General features: G+C 60.1%; 15 protein-coding genes. 11 read left to right on the plus strand and 4 right to left on the minus strand.

What is annotated here, in order from left to right:
- Positions 1-147: 147 nt before the first annotated feature.
- Positions 148-960: an exodeoxyribonuclease III gene (gene xthA / locus CKW30_RS23685; protein WP_095182083.1), complete on the plus strand. Its 813-nt coding sequence runs from the start codon at positions 148-150 to the stop codon at positions 958-960.
- A 179-nt stretch (positions 961-1139) separates the two neighbouring features.
- Complete coding sequence (locus CKW30_RS23690; protein WP_095182084.1) at positions 1140-2474, plus strand: substrate-binding domain-containing protein; 1335 nt, start codon at positions 1140-1142, stop codon at positions 2472-2474.
- 149 nt (positions 2475-2623) lie between these two features.
- Here the strand turns inward: CKW30_RS23690 and CKW30_RS23695 are convergent, their stop codons facing one another.
- On the minus strand, positions 2624-3853 hold the full coding sequence (locus CKW30_RS23695; RefSeq protein ID WP_024013435.1) for an acyl-CoA dehydrogenase: 1230 nt from the start codon (positions 3851-3853) through the stop codon (positions 2624-2626).
- A 171-nt stretch (positions 3854-4024) separates the two neighbouring features.
- On the opposite strand from CKW30_RS23695, the gene CKW30_RS23700 reads away from it, so the two are divergent.
- The 3 genes from CKW30_RS23700 (at position 4025) to CKW30_RS23710 (ending at position 6596) form a co-directional block, all read left to right on the plus strand.
- Positions 4025-4954 (plus strand): LysR family transcriptional regulator, encoded by a 930-nt coding sequence (locus tag CKW30_RS23700; protein ID WP_056788837.1) that lies wholly within the window; start codon positions 4025-4027, stop codon positions 4952-4954.
- A 198-nt stretch (positions 4955-5152) separates the two neighbouring features.
- Positions 5153-5551, plus strand: coding sequence for a MerR family DNA-binding transcriptional regulator (locus tag CKW30_RS23705; RefSeq protein ID WP_039763349.1), 399 nt, complete (start codon positions 5153-5155; stop codon positions 5549-5551).
- A gap of 145 nt (positions 5552-5696) precedes the next feature.
- Positions 5697-6596, plus strand: coding sequence for a hydroxymethylglutaryl-CoA lyase (locus tag CKW30_RS23710; protein WP_095182085.1), 900 nt, complete (start codon positions 5697-5699; stop codon positions 6594-6596).
- A 650-nt stretch (positions 6597-7246) separates the two neighbouring features.
- Here the strand turns inward: CKW30_RS23710 and CKW30_RS23715 are convergent.
- On the minus strand, positions 7247-8944 hold the full coding sequence (locus CKW30_RS23715; RefSeq protein WP_095182086.1) for an AMP-binding protein: 1698 nt from the start codon (positions 8942-8944) through the stop codon (positions 7247-7249).
- Between the two features lie 300 nt (positions 8945-9244).
- On the opposite strand from CKW30_RS23715, the gene CKW30_RS23720 reads away from it, so the two are divergent.
- The 4 genes from CKW30_RS23720 to CKW30_RS23735 all read left to right on the plus strand — a co-directional run bounded on the left by CKW30_RS23720 (position 9245) and on the right by CKW30_RS23735 (position 14995).
- Positions 9245-10408, plus strand: coding sequence for an isovaleryl-CoA dehydrogenase (locus CKW30_RS23720; RefSeq protein ID WP_024013438.1), 1164 nt, complete (start codon positions 9245-9247; stop codon positions 10406-10408).
- A 100-nt stretch (positions 10409-10508) separates the two neighbouring features.
- Positions 10509-12113 (plus strand): carboxyl transferase domain-containing protein, encoded by a 1605-nt coding sequence (locus CKW30_RS23725; protein ID WP_095182087.1) that lies wholly within the window; start codon positions 10509-10511, stop codon positions 12111-12113.
- Positions 12114-12233: 120 nt separating this feature from the next.
- Positions 12234-13046, plus strand: a complete 813-nt coding sequence (locus CKW30_RS23730) for a gamma-carboxygeranoyl-CoA hydratase (protein WP_095182088.1) — start codon at positions 12234-12236, stop codon at positions 13044-13046.
- Positions 13046-14995: an acetyl/propionyl/methylcrotonyl-CoA carboxylase subunit alpha gene (locus CKW30_RS23735; RefSeq protein ID WP_095182089.1), complete on the plus strand. Its 1950-nt coding sequence runs from the start codon at positions 13046-13048 to the stop codon at positions 14993-14995. The genes CKW30_RS23730 and CKW30_RS23735 overlap by 1 nt, the downstream gene beginning before the upstream one ends.
- Before the next feature lie 42 nt (positions 14996-15037).
- Here CKW30_RS23735 and CKW30_RS23740 read toward each other — a convergent pair whose 3' ends face one another.
- Positions 15038-15697, minus strand: a complete 660-nt coding sequence (locus CKW30_RS23740; RefSeq protein ID WP_095182090.1) for a LexA family transcriptional regulator — start codon at positions 15695-15697, stop codon at positions 15038-15040.
- A gap of 130 nt (positions 15698-15827) precedes the next feature.
- Between CKW30_RS23740 and CKW30_RS23745 the strand changes: the two genes are divergently transcribed.
- Positions 15828-16226, plus strand: coding sequence for a DUF6124 family protein (locus tag CKW30_RS23745; protein WP_041477380.1), 399 nt, complete (start codon positions 15828-15830; stop codon positions 16224-16226).
- A gap of 104 nt (positions 16227-16330) precedes the next feature.
- Here the strand turns inward: CKW30_RS23745 and CKW30_RS23750 are convergent, their stop codons facing one another.
- On the minus strand, positions 16331-16549 hold the full coding sequence (locus CKW30_RS23750; protein WP_095182091.1) for a hypothetical protein: 219 nt from the start codon (positions 16547-16549) through the stop codon (positions 16331-16333).
- A 95-nt stretch (positions 16550-16644) separates the two neighbouring features.
- Here CKW30_RS23750 and CKW30_RS23755 point away from each other — a divergent pair, with 95 nt between their 5' ends.
- Positions 16645-17796, plus strand: coding sequence for a M14-type cytosolic carboxypeptidase (locus CKW30_RS23755; protein WP_095182092.1), 1152 nt, complete (start codon positions 16645-16647; stop codon positions 17794-17796).
- Positions 17797-17817 lie beyond the last annotated feature (21 nt).

Genomic DNA, 17817 nt, shown 5'->3' on the forward strand with positions numbered 1-17817 from the left:
ATACACCACAGAAACCTGTGGGAGCTGGCTTGCCAGCGATGGGGCCGGGACAAGCGCTACAAATCCCACAGGTGAAATTGATTTCTCCCACACTGGCCCATCTCCCCCATGTCAGCTAGCATCGCCCTTTTGCCAGGACTGCCGACCATGAAGATTGTTTCCTTCAACATCAACGGACTGCGTGCCCGTCCGCATCAGCTGGCAGCGCTGATCGAAAAACATCAGCCCGACGTGATCGGCCTGCAGGAAACCAAGGTCCACGACGACCAGTTCCCCCACGATGACATCCGCGCCCTCGGCTATCACGTGCATTTCCATGGCCAGAAGGGTCATTACGGTGTCGCCCTGCTCTCGCGCAACGAGCCGATCGCCATCCATAAAGGCTTCGCCACCGATGAAGAAGACGCGCAGCGGCGCTTTATCTGGGGCACTTTCGCTGATGCCAATGGCGTGCCGGTGACGATCATGAACGGCTATTTCCCACAAGGTGAAAGCCGCGACCACCCAACCAAATTCCCTGCCAAAGAGCGTTTCTACAGCGATCTGCAAGCGCTGCTGGAAAGCCAGTTCCACAATGAACAGCCACTGGTGGTGATGGGCGATGTGAACATTTCCCCGGAAGACTGCGACATCGGCATCGGCCCGGACAACATGAAGCGCTGGCTGAAAACCGGCAAATGCAGCTTCCTGCCGGAGGAGCGCGAGTGGATGGCGCGCCTGAAAAACTGGGGCCTGACCGACAGCTACCGTCACCTCAATCCCGACGTGAGCGACATGTTCAGCTGGTTCGACTACCGCAGCCGTGGCTTTGAAGATGAGCCCAAACGCGGCCTGCGCATCGATGTAATTCTGGCTTCCCATGGCCTGCTGCCACGGGTCAAGGACGCCGGCGTGGACTACGAACTGCGCGGCATGGAAAAGCCATCGGACCATGCGCCGATCTGGCTTGAGCTGGCCTGAGGGAATTTTCATTGTGGGAGCGAGCCTGCTCGCGAATGCGGTGGATCAGCGACGAATTTTTCGACTGACACGCCGCCTTCGCGAGCAGGCTCGCTCCCACAGGTAATCCCCTGTCATATTTCGGTCACGCGCCTGACTTAATCTCCCCGGCAATCCCCTTGGCTTGATTCGGTGCCGGCATGACCCTGCGTGTTCTCTGCGTTTTCCTGTTGAGTGGCTGGCTGTCGATCTACGCCGCCGCCCTGCCGATCCCCGAAAACGGCCCGGCATTGCGCATTCAGGGTTCCAACACCATCGGTGCCGATCTGGGTCCGGCGCTGGTCGAAGGCCTGTTGCAGGAACAAGGCCTGCTGAAAATCCACCGCGAAACCCCGGACACCGCCAACGAACAACGCATCGTCGGCCAGACCGCACAAGGGCAACGCGTGATCATCGAAGTTGCCGCTCACGGTTCCAGCACCGGTTTCGCTGCGTTGAAAAACGCCAGCGCCGATCTGGCCGCCTCTTCCCGTGAGATCAAGGACAGCGAACTGCTTGCCCTGCAAACCCTCGGCGATCTGAAAAGCCCGGCGGCCGAGCAAGTCATCGCCATCGACGGTCTGGCGATCATCCTCAACCCTTCCAATCCGTTACAGCAGTTGAACACCGAGCAACTGGCGCGGATTTTTGCCGGCGAAGTGAAAACCTGGGAAGAACTCGGTGGCCGTGGCGGCGCCATTCATTTATATGCGCGGGATGATCAGTCGGGAACATACGACACCTTCAAGGAACTGGTCCTGAGCCGGCGTGGGAAAAGTCTGAGCAGCGCGGCGAAACGTTTCGAATCCAGCGAGCAATTGTCCGATGCAGTCAGCAACGATCCGCAAGGTATCGGCTTCATCGGCTTGCCCTATGTGCGTCAAGCCAAAGCCGTGGCGATTGCCGACGGCGCGTCGCAAGCGATGCTGCCGCTGAACAGCCTGATCGCCACCGAAGACTATCCGCTGTCGCGGCGCTTGTTCTTTTATCTACCGCCGGACATCCAGAATCCGTGGGCGCAGGCGTTGGCAACGTTCGCGCAAAGTCCACAGGGACAGGCGATCGTCGCGACCAGCGGTTTTGTCAGCCAGACCGTGCAGGCCATGAGCGTGGCGCCGAATGCGCTGATGCCAGAGGGTTATCAATCTCTCAGCCGGCATGCCCAGCGTCTGACAGTGAATTTCCGTTTTGCCGAGGGCAGCGCCAGTCTGGACAACAAGGCGCGGCAGGATCTGGCGCGGGTGCTCGACTATATAAAGCGCCATGGCAAGACCGAACGGGCGGTGACGCTGGTGGGGTTTGGTGATTTGAAGGATGACCCGGCGCGGGCTGATCTACTGTCGAAGCTGCGAGCAATGGCGGTGCGGCGCGAGCTGGTCAAAAACGGTGTGGTCATGCGCGAAGTACGCGGCTTTGGTGCGCTGATGCCGGTGGCGACCAACAGCGCGGATGAAGGGCGGATCAAGAATCGGCGGGTTGAGGTTTGGGTGTATTGATCCTGACGCCTGATCGTTCCCACGCTCCGCGTGGGAACGCATCCCGTGACGCTCCGCGTCACAGTGGACGCAGAGCGTCCATGGCGGCATTCCCACGCAGAGCGTGGGAACGATCAGACTGGGGGGAATGTGAATGAGGCGACGCGGTGTTACTGGCCGCTACGCATCATCTCCTTCGGCACATACTTGCCGATCTCGAACTTGCCAATCGCCGCGCGGTGCACTTCGTCCGGGCCGTCGGCCAGACGCAGGGTGCGTTGCATCGCATACATGTAGGCCAGCGGGAAATCGTTCGACACCCCTGCCCCGCCATGCATCTGGATAGCGCGGTCGATCACCCGCAGGGCCACGTTCGGTGCGACGACTTTGATCTGCGCAATCTCGCTCTTCGCCACTTTGTTGCCGACTGTATCCATCATGTACGCCGCTTTCAACGTCAGCAGACGCGCCATGTCGATCTCCATCCGCGAGTCGGCGATCTTGTCGATGTTGCCACCCAGACGCGCCAGCGGTTTGCCGAACGCGGTGCGGCTCACCGAGCGTTTGCACATCAGTTCCAGCGCACGTTCGGCCATGCCGATCGAACGCATGCAGTGGTGAATGCGGCCTGGGCCAAGGCGACCCTGGGCGATTTCGAAGCCGCGTCCTTCACCGAGCAGGACGTTTTCGTACGGCACGCGAACGTTGTCGAACAGCACTTCGGCGTGACCGTGCGGTGCATCGTCGTAGCCGAACACCGGCAGCGGACGGACGATTTTCACCCCGGGGGTGTCGACCGGCACGAGGATCATCGAATGCTGGGCGTGACGCGGCGCGTCGGGGTTGCTCAGGCCCATGAAGATCAGAATCTTGCAGCGCGGATCGCAGGCGCCGGAGGTCCACCATTTCTTGCCGTTGATCACCCACTGATCGCCATCACGCACGGCCCGGGCGGCCATGTTGGTCGCGTCGGAAGATGCCACGTCGGGCTCGGTCATGGCGAACGCCGAACGGATCTCGCCGCGCAGCAGCGGCTCGAGCCAGCGCTGTTTCTGCTCTTCGTTGGCGTAGCGCACCAGCACTTCCATGTTGCCGGTGTCCGGCGCCGAGCAGTTGAACGGCTCCGGCCCCAGCAGGGAACGGCCCATGATTTCCGCCAATGGCGCATATTCGAGGTTACTCAGGCCGGCGCCCAGCTCGGACTCAGGCAGAAACAAATTCCACAGCCCTTCAGCCTTGGCCTTGGCCTTGAGCTCTTCCATGATTGCGGTCGGCTGCCAGCGATCGCCCTCGGCGACCTGGCGTTCGAAAACCGCTTCGGCCGGGTAAACGTAAGTGTCCATGAACGCAGTCACGCGCTCACGCAGTTCCTGAACCTTGGGCGAATAAGCGAAATCCATGGGTAGTTACCTTCTCGGGCAGAGGTTGTTCAAGTCATGCAATCGATGCTAGAACAGCGCTGATCATTTACCTAGCCTATTCTCGGCGTGTATAAACATTCATCACCAATATATGATCCGCTGATCGTCAGCCCCAAAACACTTGCACTTAATAACAAGAGAAGCCGCGTTATGAATCTGAGCAAGGTCGACCTGAACCTTTTCATCGTCTTCGACGCGATCTACACCGAAGCCAACCTGACCCGCGCCGGGCAGATTGTCGGCATCACCCAGCCGGCGGTGTCCAATGCCCTGGCGCGGTTGCGCGAAACCTTCAACGACCCGCTCTTCGTGCGTACCGCTCAGGGCATGGTGCCCACGCCGATGGCGCAGAACATCATCGGCCCGGTGCGCAACGCCCTGTCGCTGCTGCGCGTGTCGGTGCAGGAAAGCCGCATCTTCAACCCGGCGCAGGCGGCCAAGACTTACCGCATCAGCATGACCGACCTGACGGAGGCAATCATTCTGCCGCCCCTGTTCCAGCGCCTGCGCCGCCTGGCGCCGACGGTGATCATCGAAAGCTTTCTGTCCAAACGCCGGGAAACCACCAAGGAACTGGCAGCCGGGCGTCTGGATTTCGCTGTGGATGCGCCGCTCAACACCGACCCGCAGGTACGCCACGTCAAGCTGATGGACGATCGTTACGTCTGCGCCATGCGCAAGGGCCATCCGATGGCGGGCAAGGAAAAACTCAGCCTCGATGACTATTTGTCGCTGACTCACATCCATATTTCCAGCCGCCGCAGCGGGCTGGGCTATGTCGATCTGGCGCTGGGCAAAATGGGCATCCAGCGCAAGATCGCCCTGCGCTCGCAGCACTATCTGATGGCCTCGCAAGTGATGCAGCAGACCGACATGGTCATGACCGTGCCGGAACGCTTCGCCCGCCGCCATGATCTGCAATCGTTCAATTTGCCGGTGAATGATGTGCCCTCGGTGGAAACGCACCTGTATTGGCATGAGAGCACCGACCAGGACCCGGCCAACCGCTGGATGCGCGAGCAGATGATCGAGTTGTGCCAACAGGTGACGGCGCAGGAGAAGAAGCTGGAGAAGGTGTAGGGCTTATTACCGCGTTATCGTTCTTCGCGAGCAGGCTCGCTCCCACAATGAATTGCATTTCATCTGAAGGAACGCGGTCGAATGTGGGAGCGAGCCTGCTCGCGAAGAGGCCTGTACAGACACCCCAAAACCATCCCGCTTGACGTAAACGTAAACCACCGATTAGCTTAGCGCCATGCCCCTTTTCCGAGCGCTTTCATGAGCAGTCAGACCTACAGCATTTCCGACCTCGCCCGCGAGCTGGACATCACCACCCGGGCGATCCGCTTTTATGAAGAGCAAGGCCTGCTCAGCCCCGAGCGTCGTGGCCAGGAACGTATCTATTCGCCGCGCGACAAGGTCACTCTGAAGCTGATCCTGCGCGGCAAGCGCATCGGTTTTTCCCTGGCCGAATGCCGCGAGCTGATCGAGCTCTATGACCCTTCCGGTGGTAACACCAAACAGCTCAACAGCATGCTGGCGAAAATCAGCGAACGCCGCGAACAGCTCGAACAGCAGTTGCTCGATATCGAACAGATGAAGCTTGAGCTGGACACTGCCGAAGAGCGCTGCGTACAGGCGTTGGAGCAGACGCTCAAGAGCCAGCAGGCGGTCTAGCCAACACTGGCGCCCCTGTGGGAGCGAGCCTGCTCGCGAATGCATTCTGTCATCCAACATTAACGGTGACTGATCCACCGCTTTCGCGAGCAGGCTCGCTCCCACAGGGTTCTTCGTGAACTAAAAAAACAGGCAGGTCCCACCCATGTCCCTCCCCTCCCAAGTACGCCTGATCGAAGTCGGCCCGCGCGATGGCCTGCAGAACGAAGCCCAACCGATCAGCGTCGCTGACAAAGTGCAACTGGTCGATGCCCTGAGCGCCGCCGGGCTCGGCTACATCGAAGTCGGCAGTTTCGTCTCGCCGAAATGGGTGCCGCAAATGGCCGGATCCGCCGAGGTGTTTGCGCAGATCCAGCGCAAGCCCGGCGTGACCTACGGCGCGCTGGCGCCGAACTTGCGCGGCTTTGAAGACGCGCTAGCCGCCGGGGTCAAGGAAGTCGCGGTGTTCGCCGCCGCCTCCGAGGCGTTCTCGCAGCGCAACATCAATTGCTCGATCAGCGAGAGCCTGGCGCGGTTTGCGCCGATCATGGAAGCCGCGAAACAACACGGCGTTACCGTGCGCGGTTATGTTTCCTGTGTGCTGGGCTGCCCGTATGAAGGCACGGTTGCGCCGGAGCAAGTGGCGCTGGTCGCGCGCGAACTGTACGCGATGGGCTGCTACGAAGTGTCGCTGGGCGACACCATCGGCACCGGCACGGCGGGCGCGACCCGGCGCCTGTTCGAGGTGGTCTCGGCGCAGGTGCCACGGGACAGACTCGCCGGGCATTTCCACGACACCTATGGCCAGGCCATGGCCAATATCTATGCCAGCCTGCTCGAAGGCATTGCAGTGTTCGACAGCTCTATCGCCGGCCTCGGCGGCTGCCCGTACGCCAAAGGCGCGAGCGGTAACGTTGCGACCGAAGACGTGGTGTACCTGCTCAATGGCCTGGGCATCGAGACCGGTATTGATCTGAACGCCTTGATTGCTGCGGGCCAGCAGATCAGTGCAGTACTCGGTCGTCCAAGCGGTTCGCGAGTGGCCAAGGCACGCAGCGCGCAGTGAGGTGTTACCGCTGGATCAGTGAAGTGGGCAAAAGCGAGTAACACGGAAACAAATTGTCTGGCTTTGCCCGGGAGTGAAAAAGCCAGAAAAACCTAAGTCACTGATTTGTAAGGCTTTTTAAAAGTTGGCACGACACCTGCTATCTCTATGGCATAACAAGAATAAAAAGCCGCAAACCAATAAAAACAAGACGAAACGACTCTGACATAACAAGAACAACACGGCAGAGACGCAGCTAACAGATTTTTTTGGAGAAGGTGTGCTTTTCAGGGTGCTCTCAGGAGTGACCCGCAACCGGGCAGAGAACAATAAAACTACCTTCAGGTAGCTCCCGAATCGGTTGGATCGTTAAACGAGAAAGCAGATCAGCGCTCAAAAAAATACGTTTGCTCTTGACCCCGGATGGGGGTCGCCAAAAGCTGTACAGGGCCACGGTTGCCAAAAACAACAACAGACCGACCCTCAATAATAAAAAGAGCACGCAACGACAAATTAAAGGGGAGCTTCGGCTCCCCTTTGTGCTTTCTGTGATTCCTGAATCCCCCGATCCCTGTGGGAGCTGGCTTGCCAGCGATTGCGGTAGAACATTCAACATTGATGCTGGCTGACCTGACGCCATCGCTGGCAAGCCAGCTCCCACAGGGTTTAGGTTACCGCTCGGTTATTTTCAGCTCCTCGATACTGATCTCACGCATCCTGAATTTCTGGATCTTGCCCGTCACCGTCATCGGAAACGCGTCGACGAATCTGAAGTAACGCGGTGTCTTGAAATGGGCGATGCGTTCCTTGCACCAGGCTTGCAGCTCCAGCTCCGAGGCGCTGTGGCCGGGGTGGAATTTGATCCAGGCGACGATTTCCTCACCGTAGCGCGAGCACGGAATACCGATCACCTGCACGTCCGCCACCGCCGGATGGGTGAAGAAGAATTCCTCCAGCTCACGGGGATAAACGTTCTCGCCGCCACGAATGATCATGTCCTTGTTACGCCCGGCGATGTTGACATAACCCTCCTCGTTCATGCTCGCCAGGTCGCCGGTGTGCATCCACCCCGCCTCATCGATTGATTCGGCGGTGGCCTGCGGATTCTTCCAGTAGCCGAGCATCACGCTGTAGCCGCGCGTGCACAATTCGCCGATGGTGTTGCGGGGCACCACGTTGCCAGCGGTGTCGATGATCTTGCTTTCCAGTTGCGGCTGGGTGCGGCCGACGGTGGTGACGCGCAACTCCAGCTCATCCGCTGGCCCGGTCTGCAGCGACACCGGACTGGTTTCGGTCATGCCGTAGGCGATCTGCACTTCGCTCATGTGCATTTCCTTTATGACCCGGCGCATGACCTCAATCGGACAGGTCGCGCCGGCCATGATCCCGGTGCGCAGGCTCGACAGGTCGAAAGTCTGCCGCTGCGGCTGATCGAGCATGGCGATGAACATGGTCGGCACACCGTACAGCGCCGTGGCTTTTTCTTCGGAGACCGCTTGCAGGGTCAGCGCCGGATCGAAAGCGTCGTTGGGGTAAATCATCGTGCTGCCATGGGTGACGCAACCGAGGTTGCCCATGACCATGCCGAAGCAGTGATACAGCGGCACCGGAATCACCAGACGATCGGCAGTCGTCAGGCCGAGGCTTTCGCCGACCATGTAGCCGTTGTTGAGAATGTTGTAGTGACTGAGGGTCGCGCCCTTGGGGAAACCGGTGGTGCCGGAGGTGTACTGGATGTTCACCGGTTGATCGAAATGCAGACTGGCGCTGCGTTCGCGCAATTGATCGGGCGAGACGCTGACGGCCAGATCGCTGAGCTGCGACCACGGCAGAAAACCGGGCGGCGGATTGGCATCGAGGCTGATCACGCCGCGCAACTCCGGCAGGCGTTCGCTACGCAGCTGACCGATGGCGTGCTCAGCCAATTCTGGCGCCAGGCCCTGGAGCATTTCGTGGTAATTCGAGGTCTTGAACGCTCCGGCACAGACCAGCCACTGGCAGCCGGATTGCTTGAGCACGTACTCGAGTTCGGAGCTGCGGTAGGCGGGATTGATGTTGACCAGGATCACGCCGATCTTCGCCGTGGCGAACTGAGTGATGCACCACTGCGCGCAATTCGGCGCCCAGATGCCGAGGCGATCTCCGGTCTGCAAGCCCAGCGCGAGCAAGGCCCTGGCCTGCTCATCCACCGCGTCGGCCAGTAGCCGCCAGGAGTAACGCAACTGTTGATGGCGCACCACCAAAGCCTCGCCGTCCGGGTATTGCGCGACAGTCTGATCGAAGCGCTGACCGATGGTCATCGCCAGCAGGGCTTTGTCCTGAGAGCCACGGGTGTAGCTGCGCTGCGGGTTTGCACTGGGTAGATCCATGACGACCCCTATTGTCTTTATTAGTGGGTTTTCCCGGTTTTGAATCCCTGTGGGAGCGAGCCTGCTCGCGAATACGCTGCGTCATTCAGCCTTGAGGGCGACTGATACAGCGCTTTCGCGAGCAGGCTCGCTCCCACCAGAAACAAACCGATATCTGATCCTGAACTGTCCTTACTCTCGCCCAAGTTGACGCTTACGTAAAGCCGATTGACAGTCGAACTGTGGAAGCTTTACGTTAACGTAAAGCTGAACGCCGATTCGTCGTGCGCTCCACCCGATAAAAAAGCCAAAAGGTGCCTCATGAGCTATCCATCCCTGAATTTCGCCCTCGGTGAAACCATCGACATGCTGCGCGATCAGGTGCAGTCCTTCGTCGCCGATCAGATCGCCCCGCGCGCCGCGCAGATCGACCACGACAACCTGTTCCCCGCCGACATGTGGCGCAAATTCGGTGACATGGGCCTGCTCGGCATCACCGTGCCAGAGGAGTACGGCGGCGCAGGTCTGGGTTATCTGGCGCATGTGGTGGCGATGGAAGAAATCAGCCGTGGCTCGGCGTCGGTGGCGTTGTCCTATGGCGCGCACTCCAACCTTTGCGTCAACCAGATCAACCGCAACGGCAACCACGAACAGAAAACCAAATACCTGCCGAAGCTGATCAGCGGCGAGCACGTCGGCGCTCTGGCGATGAGCGAGCCCAACGCCGGTTCCGACGTGGTATCGATGAAACTGCGCGCCGACAAACGCGGCGATCGCTTCGTACTCAACGGCAGCAAAACCTGGATCACCAACGGCCCTGACGCCAATACCTACGTAATCTACGCCAAGACCGATCTGGAAAAAGGCCCGCACGGCATTACTGCGTTCATCGTCGAGCGTGACTGGAAAGGCTTCAGCCGCAGCAACAAGTTCGACAAGCTTGGCATGCGTGGCTCCAACACCTGCGAGCTGTTTTTCGATGACGTCGAAGTACCGGAGGAAAACATCCTCGGCGTGCTCAACGGTGGCGTGAAAGTGCTGATGAGCGGCCTCGATTACGAACGCGTGGTGCTTTCCGGTGGCCCGACCGGGATCATGCAGTCGTGCATGGACCTGATCGTGCCGTACATCCATGACCGCAAGCAGTTCGGCCAGAGCATCGGCGAATTCCAGCTGATCCAGGGCAAAGTCGCCGACATGTACACCCAGCTCAACGCCAGTCGCGCCTACCTCTACGCGGTGGCCCAGGCGTGCGAGCGCGGCGAAACCACCCGTAAGGACGCTGCCGGGGTGATCCTCTATACCGCCGAACGCGCCACACAAATGGCCCTCGACGCGATCCAGATTCTCGGCGGCAATGGCTATATCAACGAATTCCCCGCCGGCCGCCTGCTGCGCGACGCCAAGCTCTACGAAATCGGCGCCGGCACCAGCGAGATCCGCCGCATGCTGATCGGCCGCGAATTGTTCAACGAGACGAAATGAATTTCGTCAGCTGCAAGCCGCAAGCGACAAGCTGCAAGAGAACCACGCTCTTGCCCCAACTTGCAGCTTGTAGCTGGAAGCTGCTTACGGAGTAACCCCCATGATTCTGCACACTCAGCTCAACCCGCGTTCAGCGGAGTTCGCCGCCAACAGTGCGGCGATGCTCAAACAGGTCGACGCGCTGCACACCCTCCTCGCCCAGGTGGCGCAGGGTGGCGGTGTCAAAGCGCAGGAACGCCACACCTCGCGGGGTAAATTGCTGCCGCGCGAGCGCATCAATCGCTTGCTCGACCCCGGCTCGCCGTTTCTCGAAATCAGCCAACTCGCCGCCCATGCGGTTTACGGCGAAGACGTGCCGGCTGCCGGGGTGATTGCCGGTATCGGCCGTGTTGAAGGCGTCGAGTGCATGATCGTCGCCAATGATGCGACGGTTAAAGGCGGCTCGTATTACCCGCTCACCGTGAAAAAACACCTGCGCGCGCAGACCATCGCCCAGCAGAATCGCCTGCCGTGCATTTATCTGGTGGATTCCGGTGGTGCCAACCTGCCGCGTCAGGACGAAGTGTTCCCGGATCGCGAGCATTTCGGGCGGATCTTCTTCAATCAGGCGAACATGAGCGCCATGGGCATCCCGCAGATCGCCGTGGTCATGGGCTCGTGCACCGCAGGCGGCGCGTATGTGCCGGCGATGGCGGACGAAGCGATCATGGTGCGCAACCAGGCGACGATTTTCCTCGCCGGCCCGCCGCTGGTGAAAGCCGCGACCGGCGAAGTGGTCAGTGCCGAAGATCTGGGCGGCGCCGATGTGCACTGCAAGACCTCCGGCGTGGCCGACCATTACGCCGAGAACGACGAACACGCCCTCGCCCTCGCCCGCCGCAGCGTCGCCAACCTCAACTGGCGCAAGCTCGGCGAGGTGCAGCAACGCCAGCCGATTGCGCCGCTGTACGCCTGCGACGAGTTGTACGGCGTGGTTCCGGCTGACGCCAAGCAGCCATTCGATGTGCGCGAAGTGATTGCGCGGCTGGTCGACGGCTCGGTGTTCGATGAATTCAAAGCGCTGTTCGGCACCACGCTGGTCTGCGGTTTCGCTCACTTGCACGGCTATCCGATCGCGATTCTGGCGAACAACGGCATCCTCTTCGCCGAAGCTGCGCAGAAAGGCGCGCACTTCATCGAACTGGCCTGCCAGCGCGGCATCCCGCTGCTGTTTCTGCAGAACATCACCGGTTTCATGGTCGGCCAGAAATACGAGGCCGGCGGCATCGCCAAGCACGGCGCGAAACTGGTGACCGCGGTGGCCTGCGCCAAGGTGCCGAAATTCACCGTGATCATCGGCGGCAGCTTCGGTGCCGGCAACTACGGCATGTGCGGGCGCGCTTACGATCCGCGTTTCTTGTGGATGTGGCCGAACGCGCGGATTGGCGTGATGGGCGCCGAACAGGCCGCAGGCGTCCTGGTGCAGGTCAAACGCGAACAAGCCGAACGCAGCGGTCAGGCGTTTACCGCTGAGCAGGAGACCGAGATCAAGCAGCCGATTCTTGATCAGTACGAAGAACAGGGTCACCCCTACTATTCCAGCGCGCGGCTATGGGATGACGGCGTCATCGACCCGGCGCAGACCCGCGATGTACTGGCCCTGGCCTTGTCCGCGTCGCTGAACGCGCCAATCGAACCGAGCCGCTTCGGCGTGTTCCGGATGTGATGTTTTTTTGTGGGAGCGAGCCTGCTCGCGAATGCGCTCTGTCAGGCAGCGGATAGATCGACTGATACCCCGCTTTCGCGAGCAGGCTCGCTCCCACAAGAACCGTGGAGACAGATGAATATGAGCGACTTCAATACCCTCGAACTGCAAACCGATCCACGCGGTTTCGCGACGTTATGGCTCAACCGCGCCGAGAAAAACAACGCCTTCAACGCCGAGATGATCCGCGAACTGATCCTCGCTCTCGACAAGGTCGCCAGCGATTCGAGCCTGCGTTTCCTGCTGCTGCGCGGGCATGGCAAGCATTTCAGTGCCGGCGCCGACCTGGCGTGGATGCAGCAATCAGCGGAACTCGATTACCACACCAACCTCGATGACGCCCGCGAGCTGGCCGAGCTGATGTACAACCTCGCCAAACTGAAAATCCCCACGCTGGCCGTGGTTCAGGGCGCGGCGTTCGGTGGCGCGCTGGGCTTGATCAGTTGCTGTGACATGGCGATCGGCGCCGATGACGCGCAGTTCTGCCTGTCGGAAGTGCGCATCGGTCTGGCCCCAGCGGTAATCAGCCCGTTCGTGGTGCAAGCGATCGGTGAGCGTGCGACGCGGCGCTATGCGCTGACTGCCGAGCGCTTCAACGGGCAGCGGGCGCGGGAGATTGGCTTGCTCGCCGAAAGCTATCCTGCGGCTGAACTGGAGCAACAGGTCGAACAGTGGATCGACAACCTGTTGCTCAACAGCCCCGCCGCGATGCGCGCCAGCAAGGACTTGCTGCGCGAAGTCGGCAACGGCGCGCTGACCCCGGCCCTGCGCCGCTACACGGAAAATGCCATCGCGCGGATTCGCGTCAGCGCCGAAGGCCAGGAAGGCTTGCGCGCCTTCCTGCAAAAACGCCCACCGAACTGGCAAGCCGCACCCACCAAGGAGTCGCGTTGATGAGCGCACCTGTGATTACCACTGTGCTGGTGGCCAACCGTGGCGAAATCGCCTGCCGGGTCATGCGCACCGCCAAGGCCTTGGGCCTGACTACCGTCGCTGTGCACAGCGCCACCGACCGCGATGCGCGCCACAGCCGTGAAGCCGATATCCGCGTCGATCTGGGCGGCAGCAAGGCTGCCGAGAGTTATCTGCAAATCGATAAATTGATCGCCGCCGCCAAGGCCAGCGGTGCCCAGGCGATTCATCCCGGCTACGGTTTTCTCTCGGAAAACGCTGGATTCGCCCGCGCCATCGAAGCCGCCGGGCTGATCTTCCTCGGCCCGCCCGCCTCGGCCATCGACGCGATGGGCAGCAAATCCGCCGCCAAAGCGTTGATGGAAAAGGCCGGTGTGCCTTTGGTGCCGGGCTATCACGGCGAGGCGCAGGACCTCGAAACCTTCCGCGAAGCCTGCGAACGCATCGGTTATCCGGTGCTGCTCAAGGCTACGGCCGGCGGCGGTGGTAAAGGCATGAAAGTCGTCGAGGATGTCAGCCAACTGGCTGAAGCCCTCGCCTCGGCGCAGCGCGAAGCGCAATCGTCGTTTGGCGACTCGCGGATGCTGGTGGAAAAGTATTTGCTCAAGCCACGTCATGTGGAGATTCAGGTGTTCGCCGATCAGCACGGCAACTGCCTGTATCTCAACGAGCGCGACTGCTCGATCCAGCGTCGTCACCAGAAAGTCGTCGAAGAAGCCCCGGCGCCGGGCCTGACGCCCGAGCTACGCCGGGCAATGGGCGAAGCGGCCGTGCGTTCAGCGCAGGCGATCGGTTATGTCGGCGCCGGCACCGTGGAGTTTTTGCTGGATGCGCGCGGCGAGTTTTTCTTCATGGAGATGAACACGCGGCTGCAGGTCGAGCACCCGGTGACCGAAGCAATCACCGGGCTTGATCTGGTCGCCTGGCAGATTCGCGTCGCCCGTGGGGAAACGCTGCCGATCACTCAGGCGCAGGTGCCGCTCAATGGTCATGCGATCGAAGTGCGTTTGTATGCCGAGGATCCGGCGAATGATTTCCTGCCGGCCACCGGGCGGCTGGACTTGTATCGCGAATCGGCACAGGGCGCGGGGCGGCGGGTGGACAGCGGCGTTGAGGAAGGTGACGAGATATCGCCCTTCTACGACCCGATGCTCGGCAAGCTGATTGCTTGGGGTGAAGATCGCGAACAGGCGCGCTTGCGTCTGTTGAGCATGCTCGACGAGTTTGCGATTGGCGGGCTGAAGACCAACATCAATTTCCTGCGCCGGATCATCGCGCATCCGGCGTTTGCGGCGGCAGAGCTGGATACCGGGTTCATTCCGCGCTATCAGGAGCAATTGCTGCCCGCACCAGGCACGTTGAGCGATGAGTTCTGGCAGGCGGCGGCGCAGGCGTTTGCGCAGAGTCTGCCGCAGCGTGCTCGGGCGGATGATCCCGCTTCGCCGTGGGCTTCAGGTGGCGGATTGCGAGCAGGTTTGCCGGCGCAAATCACCTTGCATTTGAGTTGCGAGGGACAGGATCGCGCGCTGACCTTGAGAACTGCGGCCCATGCAAAACTGCTGGGCGAAGCGCTGGTTGTCGAGCATGACGGCGTGCGCCGCACGTTACGGGCGATTCGTCAGGCTGGCGTGTTGTATCTGGAATGGGACGGCGAGTTGCGGCGCATCGAAGCGTTCGATCCGGTCAGCGCCGTCGAGGCCAGCCACAGCCATCAGGGCGGTCTGACCGCGCCAATGAACGGCAGCATCGTGCGTGTGTTGGTCGAAACGGGACAGTCGGTTGAGGCCGGGGCGCAACTGGTAGTGCTTGAAGCCATGAAGATGGAACACAGCATCCGTGCGCCGCAGGCCGGTGTGATCAAAGCGCTGTATTGCCGGGAAGGCGATATGGTCAGTGAAGGCAGCGCTTTGGTTGAACTGGAAGAGGGATGAAATAAAAGGATCGATCCTGGCCTTGCGCGAGGATCGATCCGTTCAGTAACGCGCCGTTGCCTGAACCACTACGCCGATGATCCGGCATTCATCGGTGAGCAGGGTTTTCGGCCAGGTCGGATTGAGCGGCACCAGGTAACGCTGGCCGGCCTGTTCGTCGAGCTTGCGGAAAATCGCTTCTTCGCTGTCCGGCCACTGGGCGATCACCAGTTTGCCAGGCACTGCCTCCAACTCCGGATCGACCAGAATCAGCATGCCCTCGGCAACGCTCTGGCCGCTCGGCGCGGTCATCGAATCCCCGATTACTGTCAGCCAGAACGCCGCACCGCCGCGAGCGTGGTAATCCGTGAGTTCGAAGCGCTGCTTCGCTGATGCTCCGGGATAGCTCGCCGCAGTGTCACGCACTTCGCACGGTGCACGCCAATCGCAGACCGGATAACGGAAGTACGGGTTGTACTTCTGCGCCAGCGGCATCTCCTCTTCCGGCGTCGGCTGCGGTTCGCGGATCACCAGAACGACTTCGAGGAAGTCCATTCCCAGCGCCTTGAGCACGCGGTTCATTTCGGTAACACCGGGTTCGCGACGCTTGTTCAGCCAATGACCGATCCCGCCCTGGGACATGCCGACGCGCTCTCCGAGCTCTGTTTGAGTGACTTTGAGTTCACTCATCTTGGCCTTGACCAACTCAATCCATTTATCCATGTGCCGCACCTTACGCGGACGTCTTCGACCGGCAAAACACATATTGTAGTATTTAAATCCTAGTCACAAATACAGGCGGTACTATCCTAGAGGAACGGACTTTCAATCGAACATGGAGTGACGTTTCATGATGAACATCAGCAGCAAAGACCTGCCCGATCTGCAAATCGACACCAGCTTCACCTCCCCTCAAGGCAATGCCGCCGCACAGCGCGCGCTGGACTACTACTTGAAACCGACTGTTTCGAAATCCGAGACGGACGAACGTTTTTTCAATGTCAAAAACCATCTCAGCGGCGAGGAAGCACTGGTGCACGCCTCGGACTTGTTGCGATGTGCAGCCGCCACCGCGTTCAAGGCCGCAGAAAACCTGCAAGGCACCAGTCGCGATCTGGCCTTTTCGGTGGTGCACATGGTGGATATGGCGCGGGCGATGGTCGACCATTCGATCGACAACGACGAAGTCACGGCGGACAAGGTACGGGCGGACAGGAAAGAATTTTCCCATCGCGCAGATAAAAACATTTGACTTGCAAATGATAATGATTATTATTGCAAGCAGCTGGTCGCGAGATCAGTCGATGGACCAGAGACCTTAGGTCGGTCTTCTGGACTATCTCCTCATCAGGCTAATCACGGTTTTTGACCCGGCTTTTTGCCGGGTCTTTTTTTGCCCGTTTTTCGGGCTTGTGTCTTCAGGCTAATGAAGTCTTTGGGTGCTGCAAATTCGATGGCGCGGATAATATCAAAAGAATATCGATTGGCAAGCCGAGCCCAGCCACATTGGGCGAAACTAATGGCAATCAGCACTTGAGAATCAATCGCATAGCCTCTAAGCTGCTGGCGCGTCACGGAAGACGCCCCCCGCTACACCCGCGATTCCCCTCGGTTTCAGCCCTGCCTGCGTGTAAAGTACCTGTCATAAAAATCCTGATCAGGAACCGACCATGACCGTGGCCAAATCTTCGTTCGACATCAGCGCCAATTTCGACAGCGGCAATATCCAAGTCATCGACATCAGCAACCCGCTCAGTCCCGTCCTGGCCATCCGCCCGGACACCCGCAGCGCTCATTTTCAGTGGTTCCACTTCAAGGCCAGCGGCCTGCATGTGCACCAGGAACACTGGTTCCGCCTGGTCAACGCCAGCCAATCGACCTACAGCAAAGGCTGGCCGGGCTATCAAGCGGTGGCGTCGTATGATCACGTCAACTGGTTCCGCATCCCTACCAGCTTCGAAGGCGACAGCCTGCGCTTCTGCCTCGAAGCCGAACAGACCCACGCCTGGTTCGCCTACTTCGAACCCTACAGCCGCGGCCGTCACAATTGGTTGATCGAGCAAGCGCTGAGCAAGGCTGGCACCGAATTGCTGGCGACCGGCAAAAGTGTCGAGGGCCGCGACATTCAGCTGCTGCGCAAAGGTACCGGTGCCGAAGGCCAGCGCAAGATCTGGATCATCGCCCAGCAGCATCCGGGCGAGCACATGGCTGAATGGTTCATGGAAGGTGTGATCGAGCGTCTGGAGCGCCAGGACGATCCGGTATTGAACAAACTGTTGGCCAGCGCCGATCTTTATCTGGTGCCGAACATGAACCCGGACGGCGCGTTCCACGGCCACCTGCGCACCAATGCCATGGGGCAGGACTTGAACCGGGCCTGGCGGAACGCCAGCCAGGACATCAGCCCGGAAGTGCTATTCGTTCAGCAGCAGATGCAAAAGTATGGCGTCGATGCGTTTATCGACGTACACGGCGACGAAACCATACCTCACGTTTTCACCGCCGGCTGTGAAGGCAATCCTGGTTTTACGCCGCGCATCGAAAAGCTTGAAGAGCATTTCCGCAGCCACTTGAAGCACACCACCAAAGACTTCCAGACCACCTATGGCTACACCCGCGACGAACCGGGACAGGCCAACATGACCCTGGCCTGCAACAGCGTCGGACAGAAATACGACTGCCTGTCGCTGACCCTGGAGATGCCGTTCAAGGACCACGACGACCACCCGGACAAGATCACCGGCTGGTCGGGCAAACGTTCCAAGCAACTGGGTAAAGACGTGTTGACCACCCTCGCCGACATGGTCGACACCCTGCGCTGATCCCCTTCCCTGCAACAACAA

Origin of the sequence: Pseudomonas sp. Irchel 3F6 (genome assembly GCF_900187595.1) — a bacterium.
Taxonomy (GTDB): Bacteria; Pseudomonadota; Gammaproteobacteria; order Pseudomonadales; family Pseudomonadaceae; genus Aquipseudomonas; species Aquipseudomonas siliginis.

What these genes read in the sequence shown, in the direction of transcription:
- CKW30_RS23705 (WP_039763349.1), top strand. Translation starts at nt 5,153, where the DNA reads ATGAGCAGTCAGACCTACAGCATTTCCGACCTCGCCCGCGAGCTGGAC.
- CKW30_RS23715 (WP_095182086.1), bottom strand. Translation starts at nt 8,944, where the DNA reads ATGGATCTACCCAGTGCAAACCCGCAGCGCAGCTACACCCGTGGCTCT.
- CKW30_RS23725 (WP_095182087.1), top strand. Translation starts at nt 10,509, where the DNA reads ATGATTCTGCACACTCAGCTCAACCCGCGTTCAGCGGAGTTCGCCGCC.
- CKW30_RS23755 (WP_095182092.1), top strand. Translation starts at nt 16,645, where the DNA reads ATGACCGTGGCCAAATCTTCGTTCGACATCAGCGCCAATTTCGACAGC.
- CKW30_RS23730 (WP_095182088.1), top strand. Translation starts at nt 12,234, where the DNA reads ATGAGCGACTTCAATACCCTCGAACTGCAAACCGATCCACGCGGTTTC.
- CKW30_RS23745 (WP_041477380.1), top strand. Translation starts at nt 15,828, where the DNA reads ATGAACATCAGCAGCAAAGACCTGCCCGATCTGCAAATCGACACCAGC.
- CKW30_RS23700 (WP_056788837.1), top strand. Translation starts at nt 4,025, where the DNA reads ATGAATCTGAGCAAGGTCGACCTGAACCTTTTCATCGTCTTCGACGCG.
- CKW30_RS23735 (WP_095182089.1), top strand. Translation starts at nt 13,046, where the DNA reads ATGAGCGCACCTGTGATTACCACTGTGCTGGTGGCCAACCGTGGCGAA.
- xthA (WP_095182083.1), top strand. Translation starts at nt 148, where the DNA reads ATGAAGATTGTTTCCTTCAACATCAACGGACTGCGTGCCCGTCCGCAT.
- CKW30_RS23695 (WP_024013435.1), bottom strand. Translation starts at nt 3,853, where the DNA reads ATGGATTTCGCTTATTCGCCCAAGGTTCAGGAACTGCGTGAGCGCGTG.
- CKW30_RS23740 (WP_095182090.1), bottom strand. Translation starts at nt 15,697, where the DNA reads ATGGATAAATGGATTGAGTTGGTCAAGGCCAAGATGAGTGAACTCAAA.
- CKW30_RS23710 (WP_095182085.1), top strand. Translation starts at nt 5,697, where the DNA reads ATGTCCCTCCCCTCCCAAGTACGCCTGATCGAAGTCGGCCCGCGCGAT.
- CKW30_RS23690 (WP_095182084.1), top strand. Translation starts at nt 1,140, where the DNA reads ATGACCCTGCGTGTTCTCTGCGTTTTCCTGTTGAGTGGCTGGCTGTCG.
- CKW30_RS23720 (WP_024013438.1), top strand. Translation starts at nt 9,245, where the DNA reads ATGAGCTATCCATCCCTGAATTTCGCCCTCGGTGAAACCATCGACATG.